This is a genomic window from Streptomyces sp. SID8374, assembly GCF_009865135.1.
GTDB lineage: Bacteria > Actinomycetota > Actinomycetes > Streptomycetales > Streptomycetaceae > Streptomyces.
This window is the reverse complement of record NZ_WWGH01000001.1, coordinates 1,579,902-1,597,868: the sequence shown is the minus strand read 5'-3', so window position 1 is coordinate 1,597,868 and position 17,967 is coordinate 1,579,902. Positions and strand designations below refer to the sequence as shown.

The window sequence follows — 17,967 nt, the reverse complement described above, 5'->3', positions numbered from 1 at the left end:
GACAGGACCTAGGGGCGGGCGGCGGCGGGAAGCGGAAGGGCTCAGCTCAGCACCGGCAGCCCCGCCAGCAGCTCCGTCACGATCGCCGCACCCCGCACGGTCAGCACCGACTCCGGGTGGAACTGCACCGCCGCGAAGCCGGGCCCCCGCAGCGCGTGCAGCTCACCGCTCTCCTCGTCCCGGCTCACCCCGATCCCGTGCGCGGCCAGCTCGGCGGCGGCCGGTCCGTCGCACCGGGCAGTGAAGCTGTTGTAGAAGCCGACCGTCTCCGGCCGCCCGAACAGTTCGATCCTGGTCTGCGCGCCTTGGTACGGCACCGCCTTGCGCACGATCTCCAGCCCCAGTTCGGCCGCGATCAGCTCATGGCCGAGGCAGACGCCGAGCAGCCCGTACCGGTGCTCCCGCACCAGCTCGGCCGTCAGCTCCCGCAGCAGCCGCATCTTCGGGTCCGCGAGATCGCCCGGATTCCCGGGGCCGGGGCCCAGCACGACCGGCCCCGCGTGCGCCCGCACCACCTCACGCAGCCCCGGCTCGTCGAACCGGCGCACCGAGACCTCCAGCCCGGACGAGCGCAGCAGATGGGCCAGCATCGCGGTGAACGTGTCCTCGCCGTCCACCACCAGCGCGTGCCCGGCCAGCTCCCGGGTGCGCTCCCGCATCCGCAGCCAGAACGGGGCGAGAGAGCCCCGCCGGTCGTCCAGCGCCGCCTGCACCCGGGGGTCGGCGGCCAGCAGCGGACGGTCCGCCTCCGCCTCCGGCCGCCCCGGTCGTACCCCGAGCGCCGCCAGCACCCCGGCCGCCTTGGCGTGGGTCTCGGCGACCTCGCTCTCCGGGTCCGAGTGGCGTACGAGGGTGGCGCCGACCGGCACCTTCAGCGAACCGGCGGGGCCGATGTCGGCGGTCCGGATCAGGATCGGGGAGTCCAGCGTCTGCGCCCCGTTGGCGTCCCGCCCCAGCAGGGCCAGCGCGCCCGCGTAGTAGCCGCGCCCGCCCTGCTCGTACCGTTCGATCACCCGGCAGGCGTTCTGCACCGGGGAGCCGGTGACGGTGGCCGCGAACATGGTCTCGCGCAGGACGTCCCGTACATCCAGCGAGGAACGGCCCCGCAGCTCGTACTCGGTATGGGCGAGGTGGGCCATCTCCTTGAGCCGGGGCCCCACCACCACCCCGCCCATGTCGCCGACCGTGCACATCATCTTCAGCTCCTCGTCGACCACCATGGACAGCTCCTCGCTCTCCTTGCGGTCCCCGAGGAAGGCGAGCAGGCTAGTCGCGCTCGGCCCCTCGGCCGGGTAGCGGTAGGTCCCGCTGATCGGGTTCATCACAACGGTCCCGCCGGACATCCGTACGTGGACCTCGGGACTGGCCCCCACCAGCGTCCTGCCCCCGGTGTGGACGACGAAGGTCCAGTACGCGCCCCGCTCACCCGCCAGCAGCCGCCGGAACAGCGCCAGCGCGTCCGCCCGCCCGAACCCCGGGATCTCACCCCGGAACGTCCGCCGGATCACGAAGTTCGCGCCCTCGCCCTGCCCGATCTCGTCCCGGATCACCCGCCGCACGATCTCCGCGTACTCCCCGTCCGCCACATCGAAGCCCCGGTCCTCCACCACCACGTCATGGGCGGGCAGCGCGGCCAGCACCTCCGCCAGCTCCAGCTCGTGGCTCTCGTCCGCGACCAGCACGCTCAGCGGCGTCCCGTCGTCCCGTACGTCGAAGCCGCGCTCGGCGATCTGCCGGAACGGCACCAGGGCCAGCGCGGGCGCCGCGCCCACCGGCAGATCGGCCAGCCGTTCCACCTCCCGCACCGGGCCGATCAGCACCTCCACGTGATCGTGGTCACGGCCGGGCGTACGCCTGCGCAGCAGGGCGAAGGGCGGGGCGTCCTCGGCCAGCAGCCGGCGGACGAGGTCAAAGGCGGTGCGGGACATGGGAGCGGGTTCCTTCCGGACGGACCGTACGAGGGCCTCGTACGGGATTCACGGGGGAGAGGAACGGCTCCGCAACGCAGGAAAGGCCGCCCCTCGGGCGGCCTTCGCGAAGTGTGTCAGCGCGATGATTCAGCGGGCCGCCGGATGAGCGGTCCACCACCAGTTCTGGATCGAGATCTGGATCTGTTGCGTCGACATGCTCAGACCCTAGCGGACGTGCCGGGCATCGGAGCGGGTGTCTCAACTATTGAGCGCTCGGATGGACGCCTCCCGCGACCCCGTAATGTTGTCCACGTGACCGTGAACGCCAATACCTCCGTCGCCGGTGGCAACACCTGGCGAGACCTTCCCGCGGCGCAGCAGCCCGAGTACCCCGACTCCGAGGCCCTGCGCGATGTACTCGCGGACCTCGCGTCGTATCCGCCGCTCGTCTTCGCGGGCGAGTGCGACCAGCTGCGCGCCCGCCTGGGAGCCGTCGCCAAGGGCGAGGCGTTCCTGCTCCAGGGCGGCGACTGCGCCGAGGCCTTCGACGCCGTGTCCGCCGAGCACATCCGGGCCAAGCTGAAGACGCTGCTCCAGATGAGCGCCGTGCTGACCTACGCGGCCTCCGTGCCCGTGGTGAAGGTCGGCCGCATCGCGGGCCAGTACAGCAAGCCGCGCTCCAAGTCGACCGAGACCCGCGACGGCGTGACCCTGCCGACCTACCGGGGCGACTCGGTGAACGGCTTCGCCTTCACCGAAGAGGCCCGGATCCCGGACCCGGCGCGGCTCAAGCAGATGTACCACGCGTCCTCCTCCACGCTGAACCTGGTCCGCGCCTTCACCACCGGCGGTTACGCCGACCTGCGCCAGGTGCACGCCTGGAACCAGGACTTCGTGAAGTCGTCCCCCGCGGGCCAGCGCTACGAGGCCCTGGCCCGCGAGATCGACAACGCGCTCAACTTCATGAAGGCGTGCGGCACCGACCCGGCCGAGTTCAAGGCGGTCGAGTTCTACGCCTCGCACGAGGCGCTGCTGCTGGACTACGAGACGGCGCTGACCCGCACCGACTCGCGCACCGGCGAGCTGTACGACACCTCCGGCCACATGGTCTGGATCGGTGAGCGCACCCGGCAGATGGACGGCGCGCACATCGAGTTCGCCTCCAAGGTCCGCAACCCGATCGGCATCAAGCTCGGCCCGACGACCACCGTCGACGAGGCCCTCGGCTACGTCGACCGCCTGGACCCCGAGCGCGAGCCCGGCCGGCTGACCTTCATCGTCCGCATGGGCGCCGACAAGGTCCGCGACAAGCTCCCCGAGCTGGTCGAGAAGGTCACCGCGTCCGGCGCCACCGTGGCGTGGGTGACCGACCCGATGCACGGCAACACCTTCGAGGCCGCCTCCGGCCACAAGACGCGCCGCTTCGACGACGTCCTGGACGAGGTCAAGGGCTTCTTCGAGGTCCACAAGGGGCTGGGCACCCACCCGGGCGGCATCCACGTGGAGCTGACCGGCGACGACGTCACCGAGTGCGTGGGCGGCGGCCACGAGATCTTCGTGGACGACCTGCACCAGCGCTACGAGACGGCCTGCGACCCCCGGCTCAACCGCAGCCAGTCCCTCGACCTGGCCTTCCTCGTCGCCGAGATGTACCGCGACCAGTAGGAATCCCTGGCGGGTATTCCCGCCGGACGCACCTGTGGGGCACGGATCCATGTGATCCGTGCCCCACAGTGCGTCTCCGGACTTTTGCGCGCCTCGCCGGACGGGTAAGGTTAGGTTAGCCTCACCGACGAAGACGGGGACGGCATCAGCGACCGGCCCGCAGGGAGGTGAACCGCATGTACGTCTGCTCCTGCTTCGGCATCACCGAGGCGCAGGTCAAGAAGCATGCGGACGCCGGGGCGTGCACCCCGCGCCAGATCGCCTCGGCCTGCAAGGCCGGCACCGACTGCGGCGGCTGCGTCCGGCGGATCCAGGCCCTGCTGGGGCGCGACTGCTCGCGCCGCGACCTCGTGGGCCGGCAGCGGGAGCCCGTCGCGGCGCCCGTCACCCACCCGGTCCCCGCAGCGGCATCCGTCACACACCCGGTCACCGCGCCGGTCGCGACCCCGGTCACGGCGGGGGTCGCCCTCTCCGCGGTCCGGGACGTCCAGCTCTCCGACGCCGCCTGACCCGCCTCGCGTAACGCGGCGGCTCTCAGCTCTCCGGCTGTTCGATCAGCTGTGCGATGTACAGCGGCTCACCGAGCTTCTCCACCAGCTCCAGCTGGGTGTCGAGGTAGTCGATGTGGTGCTCCTCGTCCTCCAGGATCGACTCGAAGATGTTCGCCGAGGTGATGTCCCCCTTGGCGCGCATCACCTCGATCCCGCGCTTGAGGCGGTCGATCGCCTCCACCTCGACCTGGCGGTCCGCCTGGAACATCTCGGTGACCGTCTGGCCCACCCGGACGTGGAAGAGCCGCTGGTAGTTGGGCAGCCCGTCCAGGAACAGGATCCGGTCCGTGAGGATCTCGGCGTGCTTCATCTCGTCGAAGGACTCGGCCCGGGTGTACTTGGCGAGCTTGGTCCAGCCGAAGTTCTCCTGCATCTTCGCGTGCAGGAAGTACTGGTTGATAGCGGTCAGTTCGGCAGTCAGCTGTTCATTGAGGAACTCAAGGACCTCGGGGTCGCCCTGCATCGCAGAGGCTCCTTCCAAGCGTGATCGACAAGGTGGCCGCATCCTCGCACCGCACTCACCGGCCGTCCAGTAAGTGCACGCTTAGTACGAGTTGACCCCATGGGGGTCTGCCCTGGTCATGACCACCCCTGCCTGTCTGTCACCATGGAGGCATGGGTCAGCCGGAAAGCCGGGAATACCGCGAATCAGAGCAGTCGGAGCTTCCACCGGGACAGCGACTGCAACGCGGATGGCCGGTCACCCACTACGGGCCCGTTCCCAAGTTCAAGCCGGAGCGCTGGGAGTTCCGGGTCTTCGGCGCCACCGCCGACGGCGACAAGCACTGCTGGAACCACCAGGACTTCTCGGCGCTCCCGTTCTCCTCCGTCGTCGCCGATCTGCACTGCGTGACGAAGTTCAGCATGATCGGCGCCGAATGGGGCGGAGTCCTCGCCCGTACGGTGCTGGACCTGGCACCGCCCGCGCCCGACGCCACCCATGTGATGGTCTGGGCCGAGTACGGCTTCTCCTCGAACCTGCGCCTGGACGACTTCGCCGCCGAACGCACCCTCTTCGCCACCCACAAGGACGGCGAACTCCTCACCGCCGAGCACGGCTTCCCGCTTCGCCTCGTCGTCCCGCACCTGTACGCCTGGAAGGGCCCGAAATGGGTCCGGGGCATCGAGTACATGACGGCCGACCGGCGCGGGTTCTGGGAGGAGCGGGGGTACCACAACATCGGCGACCCCTGGAGCGAGCAGCGCTACTCCTACCAGGAGGAGCCCGGGGACGGCCCGGAGCTCTAGCGGGTACCCCGCAGCTCCTTCAGGCGGGCCACGTCCGCCGCGTGCCCCTCCTTGCCGCCGGGCGTCTCGATGATCAGCGGTACGCCCTCGGTCGCCGGGTGCGCGAACAGCTCCCGGAAGGGCTCCGCACCGATGTGACCGGCGCCGATGTTCTCGTGCCGGTCCTTGTGGGCGCCCACCACGTCCTTGGAGTCGTTGGCGTGGATCAGCTTCAGCCGCCCCTCACCGACCGTCTCCACCAGCAGGTCGAGTGTCTGCCGCATCCCCGAGGGGCCGGCCAGATCGTGGCCCGCCGCGTAGATGTGGCAGGTGTCCAGGCAGATGCCCAGCTTGGGGTGGGCGTCCAGCGCCTCGAAGTACGGCCCGAAGTCCCACGTACGGGAGCAGAGCGAGGAGCCCTGGCCCGCCGTGGACTCCAGCAGCAGATACGGATCGTCGTCGTGGGTCAGCTCGTCCAGCAGCGGCCGCATGTGCTCCCGCACCTGGGCCAGCGCCTCGGAGCGGGGCCGCCCGCCGGTCGCCGAGCCGGTGTGCACCACCACGCCCAGCGCGCCGATCTCCCGGGCCCGGCGCAGCGAGTGGCGCAGGGAGTCCACGGACTTCTCGACCGTCGCCTCGGTGTGCGAGCCGAAGTTGATCAGATACGGGGCGTGGACGTACGCCGGTATCGACGCGGCCGCGCACTCCGACCGGAACAGCTCGTCCTGCGCCGGGTTCCCGGCGGGCGTCGCCCAGCCGCGCGGATTGGCGACGAAGACCTGCACGGCCTCGGCCGCCAGCTCCCGGGCGTAGGAGAGGCCGACCTTGGCGAGACCGCCGGCCACCGGGACGTGTCCGCCTACAGGGTTACGCATATATCGCTACCGGCTTCCGCATGTGGTCCTAGAACCCCTTGGTCCTGATGGTGATGGTGGAGCCCTCGGGGGCCTGCTCGCCGCCGTCCACGGACTGGCTCGCGATCGTGTTGCTGAAGGAGAGGAACGGCCGGTCGACCTTCACCTCGAAGCCCGCCTCCTCCAGGGTGGCCCGGGCCTCGTCGACGTCCCGGCCGGTGACGTCGGGGACGTCCAGCATCCGGGGGCCCTTGGAGACGGTCAGTTCGATGGTGTCGCCCTCGGCCGCCTCGGCGCCCGCGCCGGGGGACTGCTCGGCGATGTCCCCGTCGGCCTCGGAGGAGTGGACCCGGCCGGGCAGCACCTCCACCTTCAGCCCCTCCTCCGCCAGCTCCGCCGTGGCGTCCTCGACCGAGAGGCCGGTGACGTCCGGGACATCGACGGGGCTGCCCTTGCTGACGACCAGGGCCACGGCCGTGTCGGGGTTCCGGTCGGTGCCCGCGCGGGGGTCCGTACGGATCACGTCGCCGCGCGCCACGTCCTCGCTGAACTCCTTGGTCACCATGCCGGGGGCCAGGCCCACCTTCTTCAGGGAGCGCCGGGCGTCCGCGAGGGAGGAGCCCGCGACATCGGGGACCCGGACGATCTCCGGTCCGCGCGAGACGACGAGCTTCACCGAGCCGTTGCCCCGGATCCGGTCGCCGGAGGCGGGATCGCTGCCGACCACCGAGCCCCGCTCCACCGTGTCGCTGAAGACCCGCTCCACGCCCTTCAGCCCGAGACCCTCGTCGGCGAGCCGCTGCTCCGCCACCTTCTGGGTCTGGCCGAGCAGCGAGGGGACCTGGGTGAACTGGCCGGAGTTGATGTACCAGACGCCCGCACCGACGCCGAGCGTCAGCAGGACGGCGGTGATGATCGTGATCAGCTTGCGGTGGGGTCCGCCGAACGGGCCGCGCCGGGCGGCCCGGCGCCGGGGCGGGGCGACCGGAGGCGGCATCTCCAGACGGCTGGTGCGGTGCATGCCGCCCCCGTCCCCCTCGCCGTTCACCGGAAGGGCCCGGGGGATCACGCTCGTACGGTCCTGTGCGCCGTCATGGGTGTCCGACAGGGCCTGCGGCGGTACGGCGTCCAGCTCGGCCTCGGTCAGCGCGGCGCGGGCCTCCCGGGCCTCGGCCAGCAGCAGCACCGCGTCGTGCGGGCGCACCTCGGGGTTGCGGGCGGTGGCGCTCGCCACCAGGCTGTCCAGCGCGACGGGGAGCCCCGGTACGACGGCGGACGGGGCCGGGACGTCGGTGTTGAGGTGCTGGTAGATGACCTGGGCGGCGTTCTCCCCGGTGTGCGGCTTGGCGCCGGTCAGCATCTCGTACAGCACGACCCCGCAGGCGTACACATCACTGCGGGTGTCGGCGGTGCCGTGTTCGATCTGCTCGGGCGCCAGATACGACACCGTGCCCAGCAGCGAACCGGTGGTGTCGGTGGCCGTGCCGACCGCCCTGACCAGGCCGAAGTCGGCGACCTTGACCCGGCCGTCGTCCCCTATCAGGACGTTCTCCGGCTTCATGTCGCGGTGCACGAACCCCGCCCGGTGCGCGGCGCCGAGCGCGGCGAGGACCGGCTCCAGGATGTCCAGCGCGGCCCGGGGCTGGAGGGCGCCCCGCTCGCGCAGGACGTCGCGCAGGGTGCAGCCCGCCACGTACTCCATCGCGAGGTAGACGTACGCGCCCTGGGCGCCCTGGTCGAAGACCGCGACGACGTTGGGGTGGGCGAGCCGGGCCACCGACTTGGCCTCGCGGATGAACCGCTCCACGAAGGCGGCGTCGACGGCGAGCGCCGGGTGCATCACCTTGAGGGCGAGCACCCGGTCCAGACGGGTGTCCACGGCCCGGTAGACCGTGGCCATCCCGCCGACGGCGATGCGCGCCTCAATGCGATACCGGCCGTCGAGAAGCTGCCCGACGAGAGGGTCCTGGAGGGTCGTGTCCACCCCGAGAGTCTACGAGCCGCCACCGACACCCCGGACGGGCCGGGGCTCTCCCGGGGCCGTTCCCTTACCGATCCGTGACAAGGGCACGTCCCAGGTGGGGGGCGCGGGAGACCCTCAGAACGCCGGCCGCTCCGGATCCAGCGCCGCCCGCCCCTCCACCGGCGAGGACGCCTCGGCGAAGTGGCGGCGCGGGATGCGGCCCGCCCGGTACGCCAGCCGCCCGCCGTCCACCGCGTGCCGCATCGCCGCCGCCATCAGCTCCGGCTCCTGCGCCCGCGTCACCGCCGAGGCGAGCATCACCGCCGCGCATCCCAGCTCCATCGCCAGCGCCGCGTCCGACGCGGTCCCGGCCCCCGCGTCCAGGATCACCGGCACCCCGGCCCGCTCCACGATCAGCTCGAAGTTGTGCGGGTTGCGGATGCCGAGCCCGGAGCCGATGGGGGAGCCGAGCGGCATGATCGCCGCGCACCCCATGTCCTCCAGCTTCCGGGCCAGGACCGGGTCGTCGTTGGTGTACGGCAGCACGGTGAACCCGTCGTCGACCAGGACCTCCGCCGCGTCCAGCAGTTCGATCGGGTCGGGCAGCAGCGTCCGCTCGTCGGCCACCACCTCCAGCTTGACCCAGTCGGTGCCCAGCGCCTCCCGGGCCAGCCGCGCGGTCAGCACCGCCTCACCGGCCGTGAAGCAGCCCGCCGTGTTCGGCAGCACCTGGATGGAGAGCCGCTCCAGCACGGAGAGGACCGAGCCCTGCACGGTCGGGTCGAGGCGGCGCATCGCGACCGTCGTCAGCTCGGTGCCGGAGGCGATCAGGGCGCGCTCCAGGATCTCCAGGCTCGGCGCCCCGCCGGTACCCATGATCAGCCGGGAGCCGAAGGCGGCGGGTCCCAGGGTGAAGACGTCGTCGGACACCGTCAGCCTCCCTGGACGGCGGTCAGGACCTCGATGCGGTCGCCCTCGCCGAGCGTGGTGTCGGCCCACCGGCCGCGTGGCACGACGCACTCGTTGACGGCGGCCGCGACCCCGGAGGGCGCGGTGGTCAGGGCGGCGACGAGCCGGTCCAGCGCGGTGCCCGCGTCGAGGGTGCGCGGCTCCCCGTTGACCGAGACGGATACCTGAGGGGTCATGCGGACTGCTCCTGGAGTACGGGGGTGGCGGCGGCGGACGTGAACCGGCCCGGGGCGAAGGGGCGGGCCACCTCGGGCAGCTCGCCGGTGGTCAGCGCTTCGGCCATCGCGTCGCCGGTGACGGGCGTCAGCAGGACGCCGTTGCGGTGGTGGCCGGTGGCGAGGAGGAGACCGGGCAGGGCGGTCGGGCCGAGCAGCGGGGCGTTGTCGGGGGATGCGGGGCGCAGTCCGGCCCGGGTCTCGGTGAGCGGCAGCTCGGTGATGCCGGGGACGAGTTCGTGGGCGTCGCGCAGCAGCTCGTAGACCCCGCCGGCGGTGACCGTGGTGTCCCAGCCCATCTCCTCGCTGGTGGCGCCGACGACCAGCTCGCCGTTCTCGCGCGGTACGAGGTAGAGGTGGCCGCCCCGGACGACGGCGCGCACGGTCCGGCTGAGGAAGGGGGCGTACGCCGGGGGCACGGTGAGCCGCAGGACCTGCCCCTTGACCGGGCGGACCGGTGGCAGGACCTCCTCGGGCACCCCCGCGAGCCGCCCGCTGAGACTGCCCGCCGCCAGGACGACCTGGTCGGCCCCGGCCTCCGTACCGTCACCGAGCACCGCCCCGGCCGCCCGGCCCCCGGCGACGGTGAGCCGCTCGGCGGGAGCCCTGCGGAACACCACCCCCGCCCGCTCGCACGCGGCCAGCAGCGCCGCCGCGAGCCGGCGCGGATCCACCTGGTGGTCACCGTCCACCCGCAGCCCGCCCCGTACACCCGGCGCGAGCATCGGCTCCAGGCGGCGGCATTCCCGCCCGCTCAGCCAGACCGACTCAAGACCTGAGCGCTCCTGGAGGGCGTGCAGCTCCCGCAGATGCGCCCGGTCGTCGGAGTCCAGCGCGACGGCCAGCGTGCCGCAGGTACGGAAACCGGTTTCCCGGCCGCTCGCCGCCTCCAGCTCCGCGACGAACTCCGGATAGCGGGCGGCGGAGGCGAGGTTGAGGCCGAGCAGCATCTCCTCGCCGTAGTGCAGTTCGGTGACGGCGGCCAGCATGCCCGCCGCGACCTGGGCGGCCCCGCCGCCCGGACCGGGGTCGGCCACGGTGACGCCCAGCCCGCGCTGGGCCGCCCGCCACGCGGTGACCAGGCCGATGATGCCGCCCCCGATGACGAGGACATCGGATCCTGAGCTTCCCCCCGGAATTCCGGAGGTCTTCCCCGAGACGCGCATGGGTGTCCAGCCCCTCCCTTCGCCGGCATGACCCGGATCAGGTTCGTACGGTCGGAGGCGCTCCAGCCTCCCTCTCAGCCCGGTGCGTCCGGGCTCCCGCGAGTGTTCTACCGTGACCAGCCTAGACCCACCCGCCCACAGCACGGTCAAGGGAGCAGCCACCGTGGCCCGTTCACTCGACGGTCTCGTCCTCTCACCCGTCGCCGACCAGGCCCCGGGCCAGGTCGGCACCCGTACCCGCTTCACGTACCACGAGCAGGACGGCACGGTCTGGGCCGAGTACGCGGGCGGTGACGTGGTCCGCGGCCATCTCGTCGGCACCCGCGAGGGGGACGCCCTCGACTTCCGCTACGTCCAGCTCAAGCGGGACGGAACGACCTCTTCCGGACACTGCCTCTCCACCGTCACCGAACTCCCGGACGGCCGGGTGCGGCTGGACGAGCGCTGGGCGTGGGAGTCGCAGGAGGGCAGCGGGACGAGCGTGGTGGAGGAAGTCACCATCTGATCCGTAGTCAGATGAATAGACTGGTACACGTGAGCGAGCAGACGGAACACCACGCGGCGCGGCAGCGCACACGGAACGTCGTGATCGTCGGGGCGGGCATGGCGGGTGTGCAGACCGCCGTCGCCCTGCGGGAAGCCGGCTTCACCGGCCCCGTCACCCTGATCGGCGCCGAACCCCACCAGCCCTACGACCGGCCGCCGCTGTCCAAGGCGGTGCTGCTGGGCAAGGCCGAGGACTCCGCCTTCGACATCGACTTCGAGGCGCTGGAGATCACGCTGCGCCTCGGCCTGGACGTCACCGCCCTGCGCGCCGCCGACCACGTCCTGGACACGGCGGACGGCCCCGTCCCCTACGACGTCCTGGTCCTGGCGACCGGTGCCGAGCCCATCGCCCTGCCCGGCACCGAAGGCGTCCCCGGCGTCCATCTGCTGCGCACCCTCGACGACGCCGCCCGGCTGCGGCCCGTCCTGGAGCGGCAGCACGACGTGGTCGTCGTCGGGGCGGGGTGGATCGGCGCCGAGTTCGCCACCGCCGCCCGCGCCGCCGGGTGCACGGTCACCGTCGTCGAGGCCGCCGCCCGTCCGCTGGCCGGCACCCTGCCCGCCGAGGTCGCCGCCCCGATGGCCGACTGGTACGCGGAGAGCGGCGCCGAACTCCTCACCGACGCCCGGGTGGAGCGCGTCGAGGAGGGCGCGGTGGTCCTCGCGGACGGCCGGAGGCTGCCCGCCGGGGCCGTGGTCGTCGGCATCGGCGCCCGCCCCGCCACCGGCTGGCTCGCCGGCTCCGGGATCGAACGCGGCCCGGACGGCTCGGTCACCGCCGACAGCGCCCTGCGCACCTCCCTGCCCGATGTGTACGCCGTCGGGGACTGCGCCTCCTTCCCGTCCGCCCGCTACGGCGAGCGCCTGCTGATCCACCACTGGGACAACGCCCTCCAGGGCCCGCGCACCGCCGCCGCCGCGATCCTCGCCGCGGAGAGCGGTGCGCCGCTGCCGGTCCACGACCCCGTCCCGTACTTCTGGTCCGAGCAGTTCGGCCGCTTCGTGCAGTACGCAGGCCACCACGCCCACGCCGACACCCTGATCTGGCGCGGCGACGGCGCCGAGGCCACCTGGTCGGTGTGCTGGCTGAAGGGCGGGGCCCTGGTCGCCGTCCTCGCGGTGGGCCGCCCGCGCGACCTCGCCCAGGGCCGCAAGCTCATCGAATCCGGGGCCGCCCTCGACCCCGACCGGGTCGCCGACCCCGCCGTACCGCTGAAGTCCACGGCCCTGTGACCACCCGGGCCGACCCCCGTACGGTCGGCCCGGCTACCGGCTGTCGGTCCTGGATGGCACGCTTGTCCTTGTGACCGAGATCGACGCAAAGACCGATGCACTCGTCCCCGCCTGGCTCCACCTCCCCGACATCGCGGAAAAGCTCGATGTCGAGGTGACGCGTGTCCGGCAGCTGGTCAAGGAAGGCCAGCTCATCGCCGTACGCCGTGGTGAGAACCGGACGCTTCAGGTGCCTGCCGCCTTCATCGACGGCGACAAGGTGGTCAAGGGCCTCTCCGGCACCCTGACCCTCCTGAGGGACGACGGCTACTCCGACGAAGAGATGCTGGAGTGGCTCTTCACTCCCGACCCGACCCTGCCCGGCACCCCCGCACAGGCGCTGAGCGAGAATCGCGGTACGGAGGTGAAGCGCCGCGCGCAGGCGCTCGCCGTCTGACCGACACGACAGGAAGCGGCGTACGGGCCCCGCGTGCAGCGCGCGGCCCGTGCCCCGCCCCGACCACGGGGGGACTCCACCATGCCCACGCCTCGCGAGCAGCTGTCCGACGCCCGGCTCTATCTGTGCACGGATGCCCGTAAGGCGCAGGGTGACCTCCCCGCCTTCCTGGACGCCGTGCTCGCCGGCGGTGTCGACATCGTCCAGCTCCGGGACAAGGGCATGGAGGCCGCCGAGGAGCTGGAGCACCTCGCCGTCTTCGCCGACGCCTGCCGCCGCCACGGCAAGCTCCTCGCCGTCAACGACCGGGCCGACGTCGCCCACGCCATCGGCGCCGACGTCCTCCACCTGGGCCAGGGCGACCTTCCGGTGCCGGCCGCCCGCGCGATCATCGGTGCCGACCGGCTGATCGGCCGCTCCACGCACGCCGAGTCCGAGGTCGACGCCGCCGTCGCCCAGGACGGCGTGGACTACTTCTGCACCGGCCCCTGCTGGCCCACCCCCACCAAGCCCGGCCGCCACGCCCCCGGCCTCGGCCTCGTGCGGTACGCCGCCTCCCTGGAGCAGCCCCGCCCCTGGTTCGCGATCGGCGGGATCGACGCGGGGAACCTGGACGAGGTGCTGGAGGCGGGCGCCCGGCGCATCGTGGTCGTCCGGGCGATCACCGCGGCGGACGACCCGGCGGCCGCCACCGCCGAGCTGGCGAAGAGGGTCCGGGCGCACGCCCTCTGAGCAGCTCTTTCGCCCTCTCCGGGGCGCCGCTGTCCCAAGGGGTGGACGGCAAACCGGCAAAACGAGACAATCTCGGCTGCTCTGGTTGGGGAGGTGTCCGCCCCCTGGTTAACCTCGCCATATGGCCCTTGGGACAGCTTCCACCAGGACGGACCACGCACGCACGGTGCGTGACCTTCTCGCGACCGGCAAGACCTCGTACTCCTTCGAGTTCTGGGCGCCCAAGACCGAGAAGGGCGAGCGCAACCTCTGGAACGCGCTGCGCCGGATCGAGTCAGTGCGCCCGAGCTTCGTCTCGGTGACCTACGGGGCCGGCGGCTCCACCCGGTCCGGGACCGTGCGCGCGACCCAGCAGATCGCCGCCGACTCCACGCTCACCCCGGTCGCCCACCTCACCGCCGTCAGCCACTCGGTCGCCGAGCTGCGCAACATGATCGGCCAGTACGCCGACGCCGGGATCAGGAACATCCTCGCGGTCCGCGGCGACCCGCCCGGCGACCCGATGGGGGAGTGGGTGGAGCACCCGCAGGGCGTGAAGTACGCGGCCGACCTCGTCCGCCTCATCAAGGAGTCCGGCGACTTCTGCGTCGGCGTCGCCGCGTTCCCCGAGATGCACCCGCGCTCCACCGACTGGGAGACGGACATCGGCCACTTCGTCGACAAGTGCCGGGCCGGGGCCGACTACGCGATCACCCAGATGTTCTTCCGCCCGGAGGACTACCTCCGGATGCGTGACCGGGTGGTCGCGGCCGGTTGCGATACGCCGGTGATCCCCGAGGTCATGCCGCTCACCAGTGTGAAGCAACTGGAAAGATTCTCCCAGCTCAGCAACGCGACCGTCCCGGAGCCGCTGAAAGAGCGGATCCTCGCGGTCAAGGACGATCCGGCCGCTGTACGCTCCATCGGTATCGAGTTCGCAACGGAGTTCTGCGCGAAACTGCTGTCCGAGGGTGTGCCCGGGCTGCACTTCATCACGCTCAACAACTCGACGGCAACGCTCGAAATCTACGAGAATCTCGGACTGCACAAGCAGTCGTGACCGGCCGTACCCGCCCCCGAGCGGCTGCGGCCGCAGGAGGGGGCGGGCGTGGGCTGGACGGTCCTCTACATCGCATTCGGCTTGGTGGCGCTGTGGCTGCTGGGTGAGGTGCTGCTGCAATACAAGGCACGGCTGCGCTGGCGGCTCCTCGCCTTCGGCGGCTTCCTCGGCGTGGTCATGGGCGTCCTGCTCGCCTCCGTCCCGGTCATCGTCGTCGGCACCCTCGCCTTCGCCACCGGCCAGACCTATGTGACGCTCTCCTTCCGGCGCGGCTTCTCCACCGGCTGGGCCATAGGCGGCAGTCCGGGCGAGAGCCGCCGTCGCAAGGGCGCCGAGCGCGCGGCCGCCAAGGAGCCCACCCTTGAGGTCTCCGACCTGGAGGTCTCGGACCCCGCCGCCGAGCCGGGCTTCGACTCCTTCGGCCACGGCTCCGGTGCTCCGGCCGCCGCGTCCGACGCCACCTCGGTGTACGAGCCGCAGCCGCTGCCCGACGACACCGGCCAGTACGGCGTGTACAGCGACCCCGGCTACGCGGCGAACAGCCCCGGGGACCAGGGCCAGCACGGGTACGAGCCGCACCCCGCGGCCCAGCCGCAGTTCGCCGCGTACGACCCGTACACCGGCTACGACCCGCAGCAGGCCCAGGACACCTACACGGGACCGTACGACTACGGGACCGGCCAGCAGAGCTACGCCGCCTACTCCGACCCGTACATCGGCACCACCAACGGGTCGGCCCCCTACGCCGGTTACGACGCCTACGGCAACGGCGGCAACGGCTACGACAGCCAGGGCGGCCAGCAGAGTTACGCCGACCCCTACGCGCAGAGCTACGACACGGACCCGTACACCACGGACACCCCGCCCGGGGGCGTCTGGGTCCCGCAGCAGCGCGACGCCGAGCAGTACCCCCCGATGCCTCCCGAGCAGCCCGCCCCGTACGGCCAGGGCAACGGCAACGGCAACGACACCGGCCAGAACGAGCAGTACCGCTACTGAGGCCCGCTGACCCCCGCGGCTCGTCAGGCCCTCCTGTGAGCCGCGGAAGTCGTCACCGAGGGCTCCGGAAGTCCTGGCTGCCGGCTGCGGAAGCCGTCACCGCGAGCCCCCGGAAGTCCTCACCGCGAGCCCCGGAATCCGTCGCCCTCCACCACGAGCCCGGCCACCAGCGTCCCCGACATCCCGGCGTGCGCCAGCCCGCCGCCCGGGTGCGACCAGCCGCCCGCCAGATACAGCCCCGGCAGCCGGGTGAGGTTGCCGGGGTGCAGATACGCGCCCTGCGCACCGGCCAGCGCGGGCGGCGGCACCGCACCGCCCTCGGCCCCGGTTTCCGCCTCGGTCTCCGCAGGCGTACGGACCTCCGTGTGCAGGATCCGCTCCCGCAGCCCGGGCACGGCCGCCTCGGCCCGCTCCACCAGCACGTCCGCGAACCGCCGCCGCACCTCCGGGTCCGTCCACTCCACCGGGCCCTGCGGGGCCACCACCGCGCTCAGCGTCACCGCCTCGTGCGCACCGTCCGGGCGGGTCGCCGGGTCGTCGGGGCGCAGCACCGTCACCGTTGGGTGCGCCGCGACCCGGCCGCCGAACACCGCCTCCTGCTCCGCCGCCCCGTCCGCGCTGTGCACCACGGTCCGGTGCACCGCGTCCGCCTCCCGGCCCCCGCGCAGCGACAACAGCACCATGAACCGCCCCGGCACCGAGCCGCCCCGGACCGTCACATCGTCCGCGCCCCACACCTGCTGACCCGGCACCAGATCCGCGTGCGGCCGGACCCCCAGCACCACCCGGTCCGCCTCGGCCACCTCACCGCCCGTCAGCTCCACGCCCGCCGCCCGGCCGTCCTTCTCGACGACCCGGACCACCTCCGCCCCGAAGGCGAACTCCACCCGCCGGGCCACACACCGCTCGTACACCGCCCGGGCCAGCTCCCGCATCCCGCCCATCACGTACCAGCTGCCGAAGGTCTGCTCCATGTACGGCAGCAGCGCGGCGCTGGCGGGGGCGGTGCGCGGGTCGAGGCCGTACGCGAGCGCGTACCCGTCCAGCAGGGCGGCGAGCCGGGTGTCCGCCAGCTCCCAGGCGCCGATCTCCGCCACGGTGGCCGCCTGCCGGGTGCGCAGCAGCCGCCGCTGCCTCAGGGCGGGATACGGGTCGCGGCCCAGCACCCGGTGGTCCGCCCGCAGCGGCTCCTCCAGCAGCGGCCGCCGCGACCGGTCCCAGGCGTCCCGGGCCCGCTCCAGGAACCCGGTCCACCGCTCCCCGGCACCCGCGCCGAGCGCCGCGTCCAGGGCGGAGGCCACCCCGGCCCGGGAGGCGTTGGGCAGGGAGACCGCCGTGCCGTCGGCGAAGAGGTGCCGGCTCGCCGGGTCGACCTGGGTCAGCGTGACGCACTGCTCCAGGGACTCCTTGCCGGTCTTGACGAAGAGGTCCCGCTGGACGGCGGGCAGATGCAGCAGCCCGGGCCCGGTGTCGAAGACGAAGCCCTCGTGCTCATGGCGGCCGAGCGAGCCCCCGTAGCTCGCGGACCGCTCGTACACCGTCACCTTGTCGCCCGCGACGGCGAGCCGGGCGGCCGCCGCCATGGCGCCCGTCCCGGCGCCGATCACCGCAATTCGTGCCATGCCGGTGACTTTATCGACCGCCACCGACAGCTCAGCCGGGAGGCCAGGGCCCACCCGAGTCGGCCAGGTGCTTCTCCTCGCGGCGCTGGGCCCGGCGGCGCAGGAAGCGGCGGATCCGCGAGGTCAGGAAGACCACGAGGACGATCCCGAGGACCAGCAGAACCCCGGCGATGATGGCCGCCGCCACCGGGTTGAATATGGCGAACGTGACGACCCCGGCGACCCCGAGGTCCTCGGCGATGCTCATCCCGATGTTGCTGAAGGGCTCCGGGGAGGTGTTGACCGCCATCCGCGTGCCGGCCTTCACCAGATGGCTCATCAGCGCCGTCGACCCGCCGATCGCCCCGGCCGCCAGCTCCGGCAGCGAACCGCTCTCCCCGGCGAGGAGGGCGGCGATCACCGCACCCGCCACCGGACGGATCACGGTGTGCGCGGTGTCCCAGACCGAGTCCACGTACGGGATCTTGTCGGCCACCACCTCGCAGAGGAAGAGCACACCGGCCACGATCAGCACATCGGTGCGCTGCAACGCGTCGGGCACCTCGTCGGAGACGCCGGTCGCGCCGAACAGGCCGAGCAGCAGGACCACCGCATAGGCGTTGATCCCGCTCGCCCAGCCACTTGTGAACACCAGAGGGATTACGGACACGCAGGAGATCGTAACGACCCGGTCCGACAACGGGCTGGGGTCGGGTGCGCAGCCCTGAGTACCCGTACTCAGAGAGTGAGATGAGTAGGTGAGCGGATAGGCCCGGACCTGCGCGGACGGAAGAGTGGTGACCACGGAAGGGGCGCGGCGCCCGGACCGCCGGCACGGGGCGGCGGAACGGCGCGGCCCCT

At 72.3% G+C, this 17,967-nt stretch carries 18 protein-coding genes and 1 riboswitch; of the genes, 9 read left to right on the top strand and 9 right to left on the bottom strand.

Annotated elements, in window-relative coordinates; genetic code table 11:
• Positions 1 to 41 precede the first annotated feature (41 nt).
• Positions 42 to 1,928 (bottom strand): anthranilate synthase family protein, encoded by a 1,887-nt coding sequence (locus tag GTY67_RS07175; RefSeq protein WP_161278131.1) that lies wholly within the window; start codon positions 1,926 to 1,928, stop codon positions 42 to 44.
• Positions 1,929 to 2,228: 300 nt separating this feature from the next.
• Between GTY67_RS07175 and GTY67_RS07165 the strand changes: the two genes are divergently transcribed.
• Entirely contained in the window at positions 2,229 to 3,575 is a 1,347-nt protein-coding gene (locus tag GTY67_RS07165) for a 3-deoxy-7-phosphoheptulonate synthase class II (protein ID WP_026241475.1), read from the top strand.
• A gap of 176 nt (positions 3,576 to 3,751) precedes the next feature.
• Positions 3,752 to 4,084 carry a (2Fe-2S)-binding protein gene (locus GTY67_RS07160; protein WP_161278130.1) on the top strand — a complete coding sequence of 111 codons (333 nt, stop codon included), beginning with the start codon at positions 3,752 to 3,754 and terminating at the stop codon, positions 4,082 to 4,084.
• A gap of 25 nt (positions 4,085 to 4,109) precedes the next feature.
• Here the strand turns inward: GTY67_RS07160 and bfr are convergent, their stop codons facing one another.
• Positions 4,110 to 4,589, bottom strand: a complete 480-nt coding sequence (gene bfr, locus GTY67_RS07155) for a bacterioferritin (protein WP_030117819.1) — start codon at positions 4,587 to 4,589, stop codon at positions 4,110 to 4,112.
• A gap of 152 nt (positions 4,590 to 4,741) precedes the next feature.
• On the opposite strand from bfr, the gene GTY67_RS07150 reads away from it, so the two are divergent.
• A complete protein-coding gene (locus GTY67_RS07150; RefSeq protein ID WP_093692972.1) occupies positions 4,742 to 5,374 on the top strand; it encodes a sulfite oxidase-like oxidoreductase in 633 nt (210 codons plus the stop codon).
• Here the strand turns inward: GTY67_RS07150 and GTY67_RS07145 are convergent.
• From GTY67_RS07145 to thiO, 5 genes are all read right to left on the bottom strand, one after another.
• Positions 5,371 to 6,228, bottom strand: a complete 858-nt coding sequence (locus tag GTY67_RS07145) for a deoxyribonuclease IV (protein WP_161278129.1) — start codon at positions 6,226 to 6,228, stop codon at positions 5,371 to 5,373. The two genes, GTY67_RS07150 and GTY67_RS07145, sit on opposite strands and share 4 nt — an antisense overlap.
• Before the next feature lie 28 nt (positions 6,229 to 6,256).
• A complete protein-coding gene (pknB, locus tag GTY67_RS07140) occupies positions 6,257 to 8,191 on the bottom strand; it encodes a Stk1 family PASTA domain-containing Ser/Thr kinase (RefSeq protein ID WP_161278128.1) in 1,935 nt (644 codons plus the stop codon).
• Between the two features lie 114 nt (positions 8,192 to 8,305).
• On the bottom strand, positions 8,306 to 9,100 hold the full coding sequence (locus GTY67_RS07135; protein WP_161278127.1) for a thiazole synthase: 795 nt from the start codon (positions 9,098 to 9,100) through the stop codon (positions 8,306 to 8,308).
• Positions 9,101 to 9,102: 2 nt separating this feature from the next.
• Positions 9,103 to 9,315, bottom strand: coding sequence for a sulfur carrier protein ThiS (gene thiS / locus GTY67_RS07130; RefSeq protein ID WP_161278126.1), 213 nt, complete (start codon positions 9,313 to 9,315; stop codon positions 9,103 to 9,105).
• Positions 9,312 to 10,520, bottom strand: a complete 1,209-nt coding sequence (thiO, locus tag GTY67_RS07125; RefSeq protein WP_161278125.1) for a glycine oxidase ThiO — start codon at positions 10,518 to 10,520, stop codon at positions 9,312 to 9,314. Before thiO ends, thiS begins: the two co-directional genes overlap by 4 nt.
• A riboswitch (TPP riboswitch) is annotated at positions 10,518 to 10,630 on the bottom strand. It overlaps the preceding gene by 3 nt.
• 53 nt (positions 10,631 to 10,683) lie before the next feature.
• Here thiO and GTY67_RS07120 point away from each other — a divergent pair.
• The 6 genes from GTY67_RS07120 to GTY67_RS07095 all read left to right on the top strand — a co-directional run bounded on the left by GTY67_RS07120 (position 10,684) and on the right by GTY67_RS07095 (position 15,505).
• The gene (locus GTY67_RS07120) at positions 10,684 to 11,025 is read left to right on the top strand and encodes a hypothetical protein (protein WP_093692966.1); all 342 of its coding nucleotides are present in this window, start codon (positions 10,684 to 10,686) and stop codon (positions 11,023 to 11,025) included.
• Between the two features lie 29 nt (positions 11,026 to 11,054).
• Complete coding sequence (locus GTY67_RS07115; RefSeq protein WP_161278124.1) at positions 11,055 to 12,299, top strand: FAD-dependent oxidoreductase; 1,245 nt, start codon at positions 11,055 to 11,057, stop codon at positions 12,297 to 12,299.
• A 70-nt stretch (positions 12,300 to 12,369) separates the two neighbouring features.
• A complete protein-coding gene (locus GTY67_RS07110; RefSeq protein WP_030564177.1) occupies positions 12,370 to 12,735 on the top strand; it encodes an Rv2175c family DNA-binding protein in 366 nt (121 codons plus the stop codon).
• 81 nt (positions 12,736 to 12,816) lie between these two features.
• Positions 12,817 to 13,467 (top strand): thiamine phosphate synthase, encoded by a 651-nt coding sequence (gene thiE, locus GTY67_RS07105; protein WP_161278123.1) that lies wholly within the window; start codon positions 12,817 to 12,819, stop codon positions 13,465 to 13,467.
• Positions 13,468 to 13,588: 121 nt separating this feature from the next.
• Positions 13,589 to 14,506 carry a methylenetetrahydrofolate reductase [NAD(P)H] gene (gene metF / locus GTY67_RS07100; RefSeq protein ID WP_093692963.1) on the top strand — a complete coding sequence of 306 codons (918 nt, stop codon included), beginning with the start codon at positions 13,589 to 13,591 and terminating at the stop codon, positions 14,504 to 14,506.
• Between the two features lie 48 nt (positions 14,507 to 14,554).
• Positions 14,555 to 15,505, top strand: a complete 951-nt coding sequence (locus GTY67_RS07095; RefSeq protein WP_161278122.1) for a hypothetical protein — start codon at positions 14,555 to 14,557, stop codon at positions 15,503 to 15,505.
• A 119-nt stretch (positions 15,506 to 15,624) separates the two neighbouring features.
• Here the strand turns inward: GTY67_RS07095 and GTY67_RS07090 are convergent, their stop codons facing one another.
• Together GTY67_RS07090 and GTY67_RS07085 are read right to left on the bottom strand one after the other, a co-directional pair.
• Positions 15,625 to 17,127, bottom strand: a complete 1,503-nt coding sequence (locus tag GTY67_RS07090; protein ID WP_202461347.1) for an NAD(P)/FAD-dependent oxidoreductase — start codon at positions 17,125 to 17,127, stop codon at positions 15,625 to 15,627.
• A 31-nt stretch (positions 17,128 to 17,158) separates the two neighbouring features.
• Positions 17,159 to 17,776, bottom strand: a complete 618-nt coding sequence (locus GTY67_RS07085; protein WP_093692960.1) for a DUF4126 domain-containing protein — start codon at positions 17,774 to 17,776, stop codon at positions 17,159 to 17,161.
• Positions 17,777 to 17,967: the final 191 nt, after the last annotated feature.

Coding starts and splice junctions, on each gene's coding strand:
- GTY67_RS07175 (WP_161278131.1), bottom strand. CDS start 1,928: ATGTCCCGCACCGCCTTTGACCTCGTCCGCCGGCTGCTGGCCGAGGAC.
- GTY67_RS07160 (WP_161278130.1), top strand. CDS start 3,752: ATGTACGTCTGCTCCTGCTTCGGCATCACCGAGGCGCAGGTCAAGAAG.
- bfr (WP_030117819.1), bottom strand. CDS start 4,589: ATGCAGGGCGACCCCGAGGTCCTTGAGTTCCTCAATGAACAGCTGACT.
- GTY67_RS07150 (WP_093692972.1), top strand. CDS start 4,742: ATGGGTCAGCCGGAAAGCCGGGAATACCGCGAATCAGAGCAGTCGGAG.
- GTY67_RS07145 (WP_161278129.1), bottom strand. CDS start 6,228: ATGCGTAACCCTGTAGGCGGACACGTCCCGGTGGCCGGCGGTCTCGCC.
- thiS (WP_161278126.1), bottom strand. CDS start 9,315: ATGACCCCTCAGGTATCCGTCTCGGTCAACGGGGAGCCGCGCACCCTC.
- thiO (WP_161278125.1), bottom strand. CDS start 10,520: ATGCGCGTCTCGGGGAAGACCTCCGGAATTCCGGGGGGAAGCTCAGGA.
- thiE (WP_161278123.1), top strand. CDS start 12,817: ATGCCCACGCCTCGCGAGCAGCTGTCCGACGCCCGGCTCTATCTGTGC.
- metF (WP_093692963.1), top strand. CDS start 13,589: ATGGCCCTTGGGACAGCTTCCACCAGGACGGACCACGCACGCACGGTG.
- GTY67_RS07090 (WP_202461347.1), bottom strand. CDS start 17,127: ATGGCACGAATTGCGGTGATCGGCGCCGGGACGGGCGCCATGGCGGCG.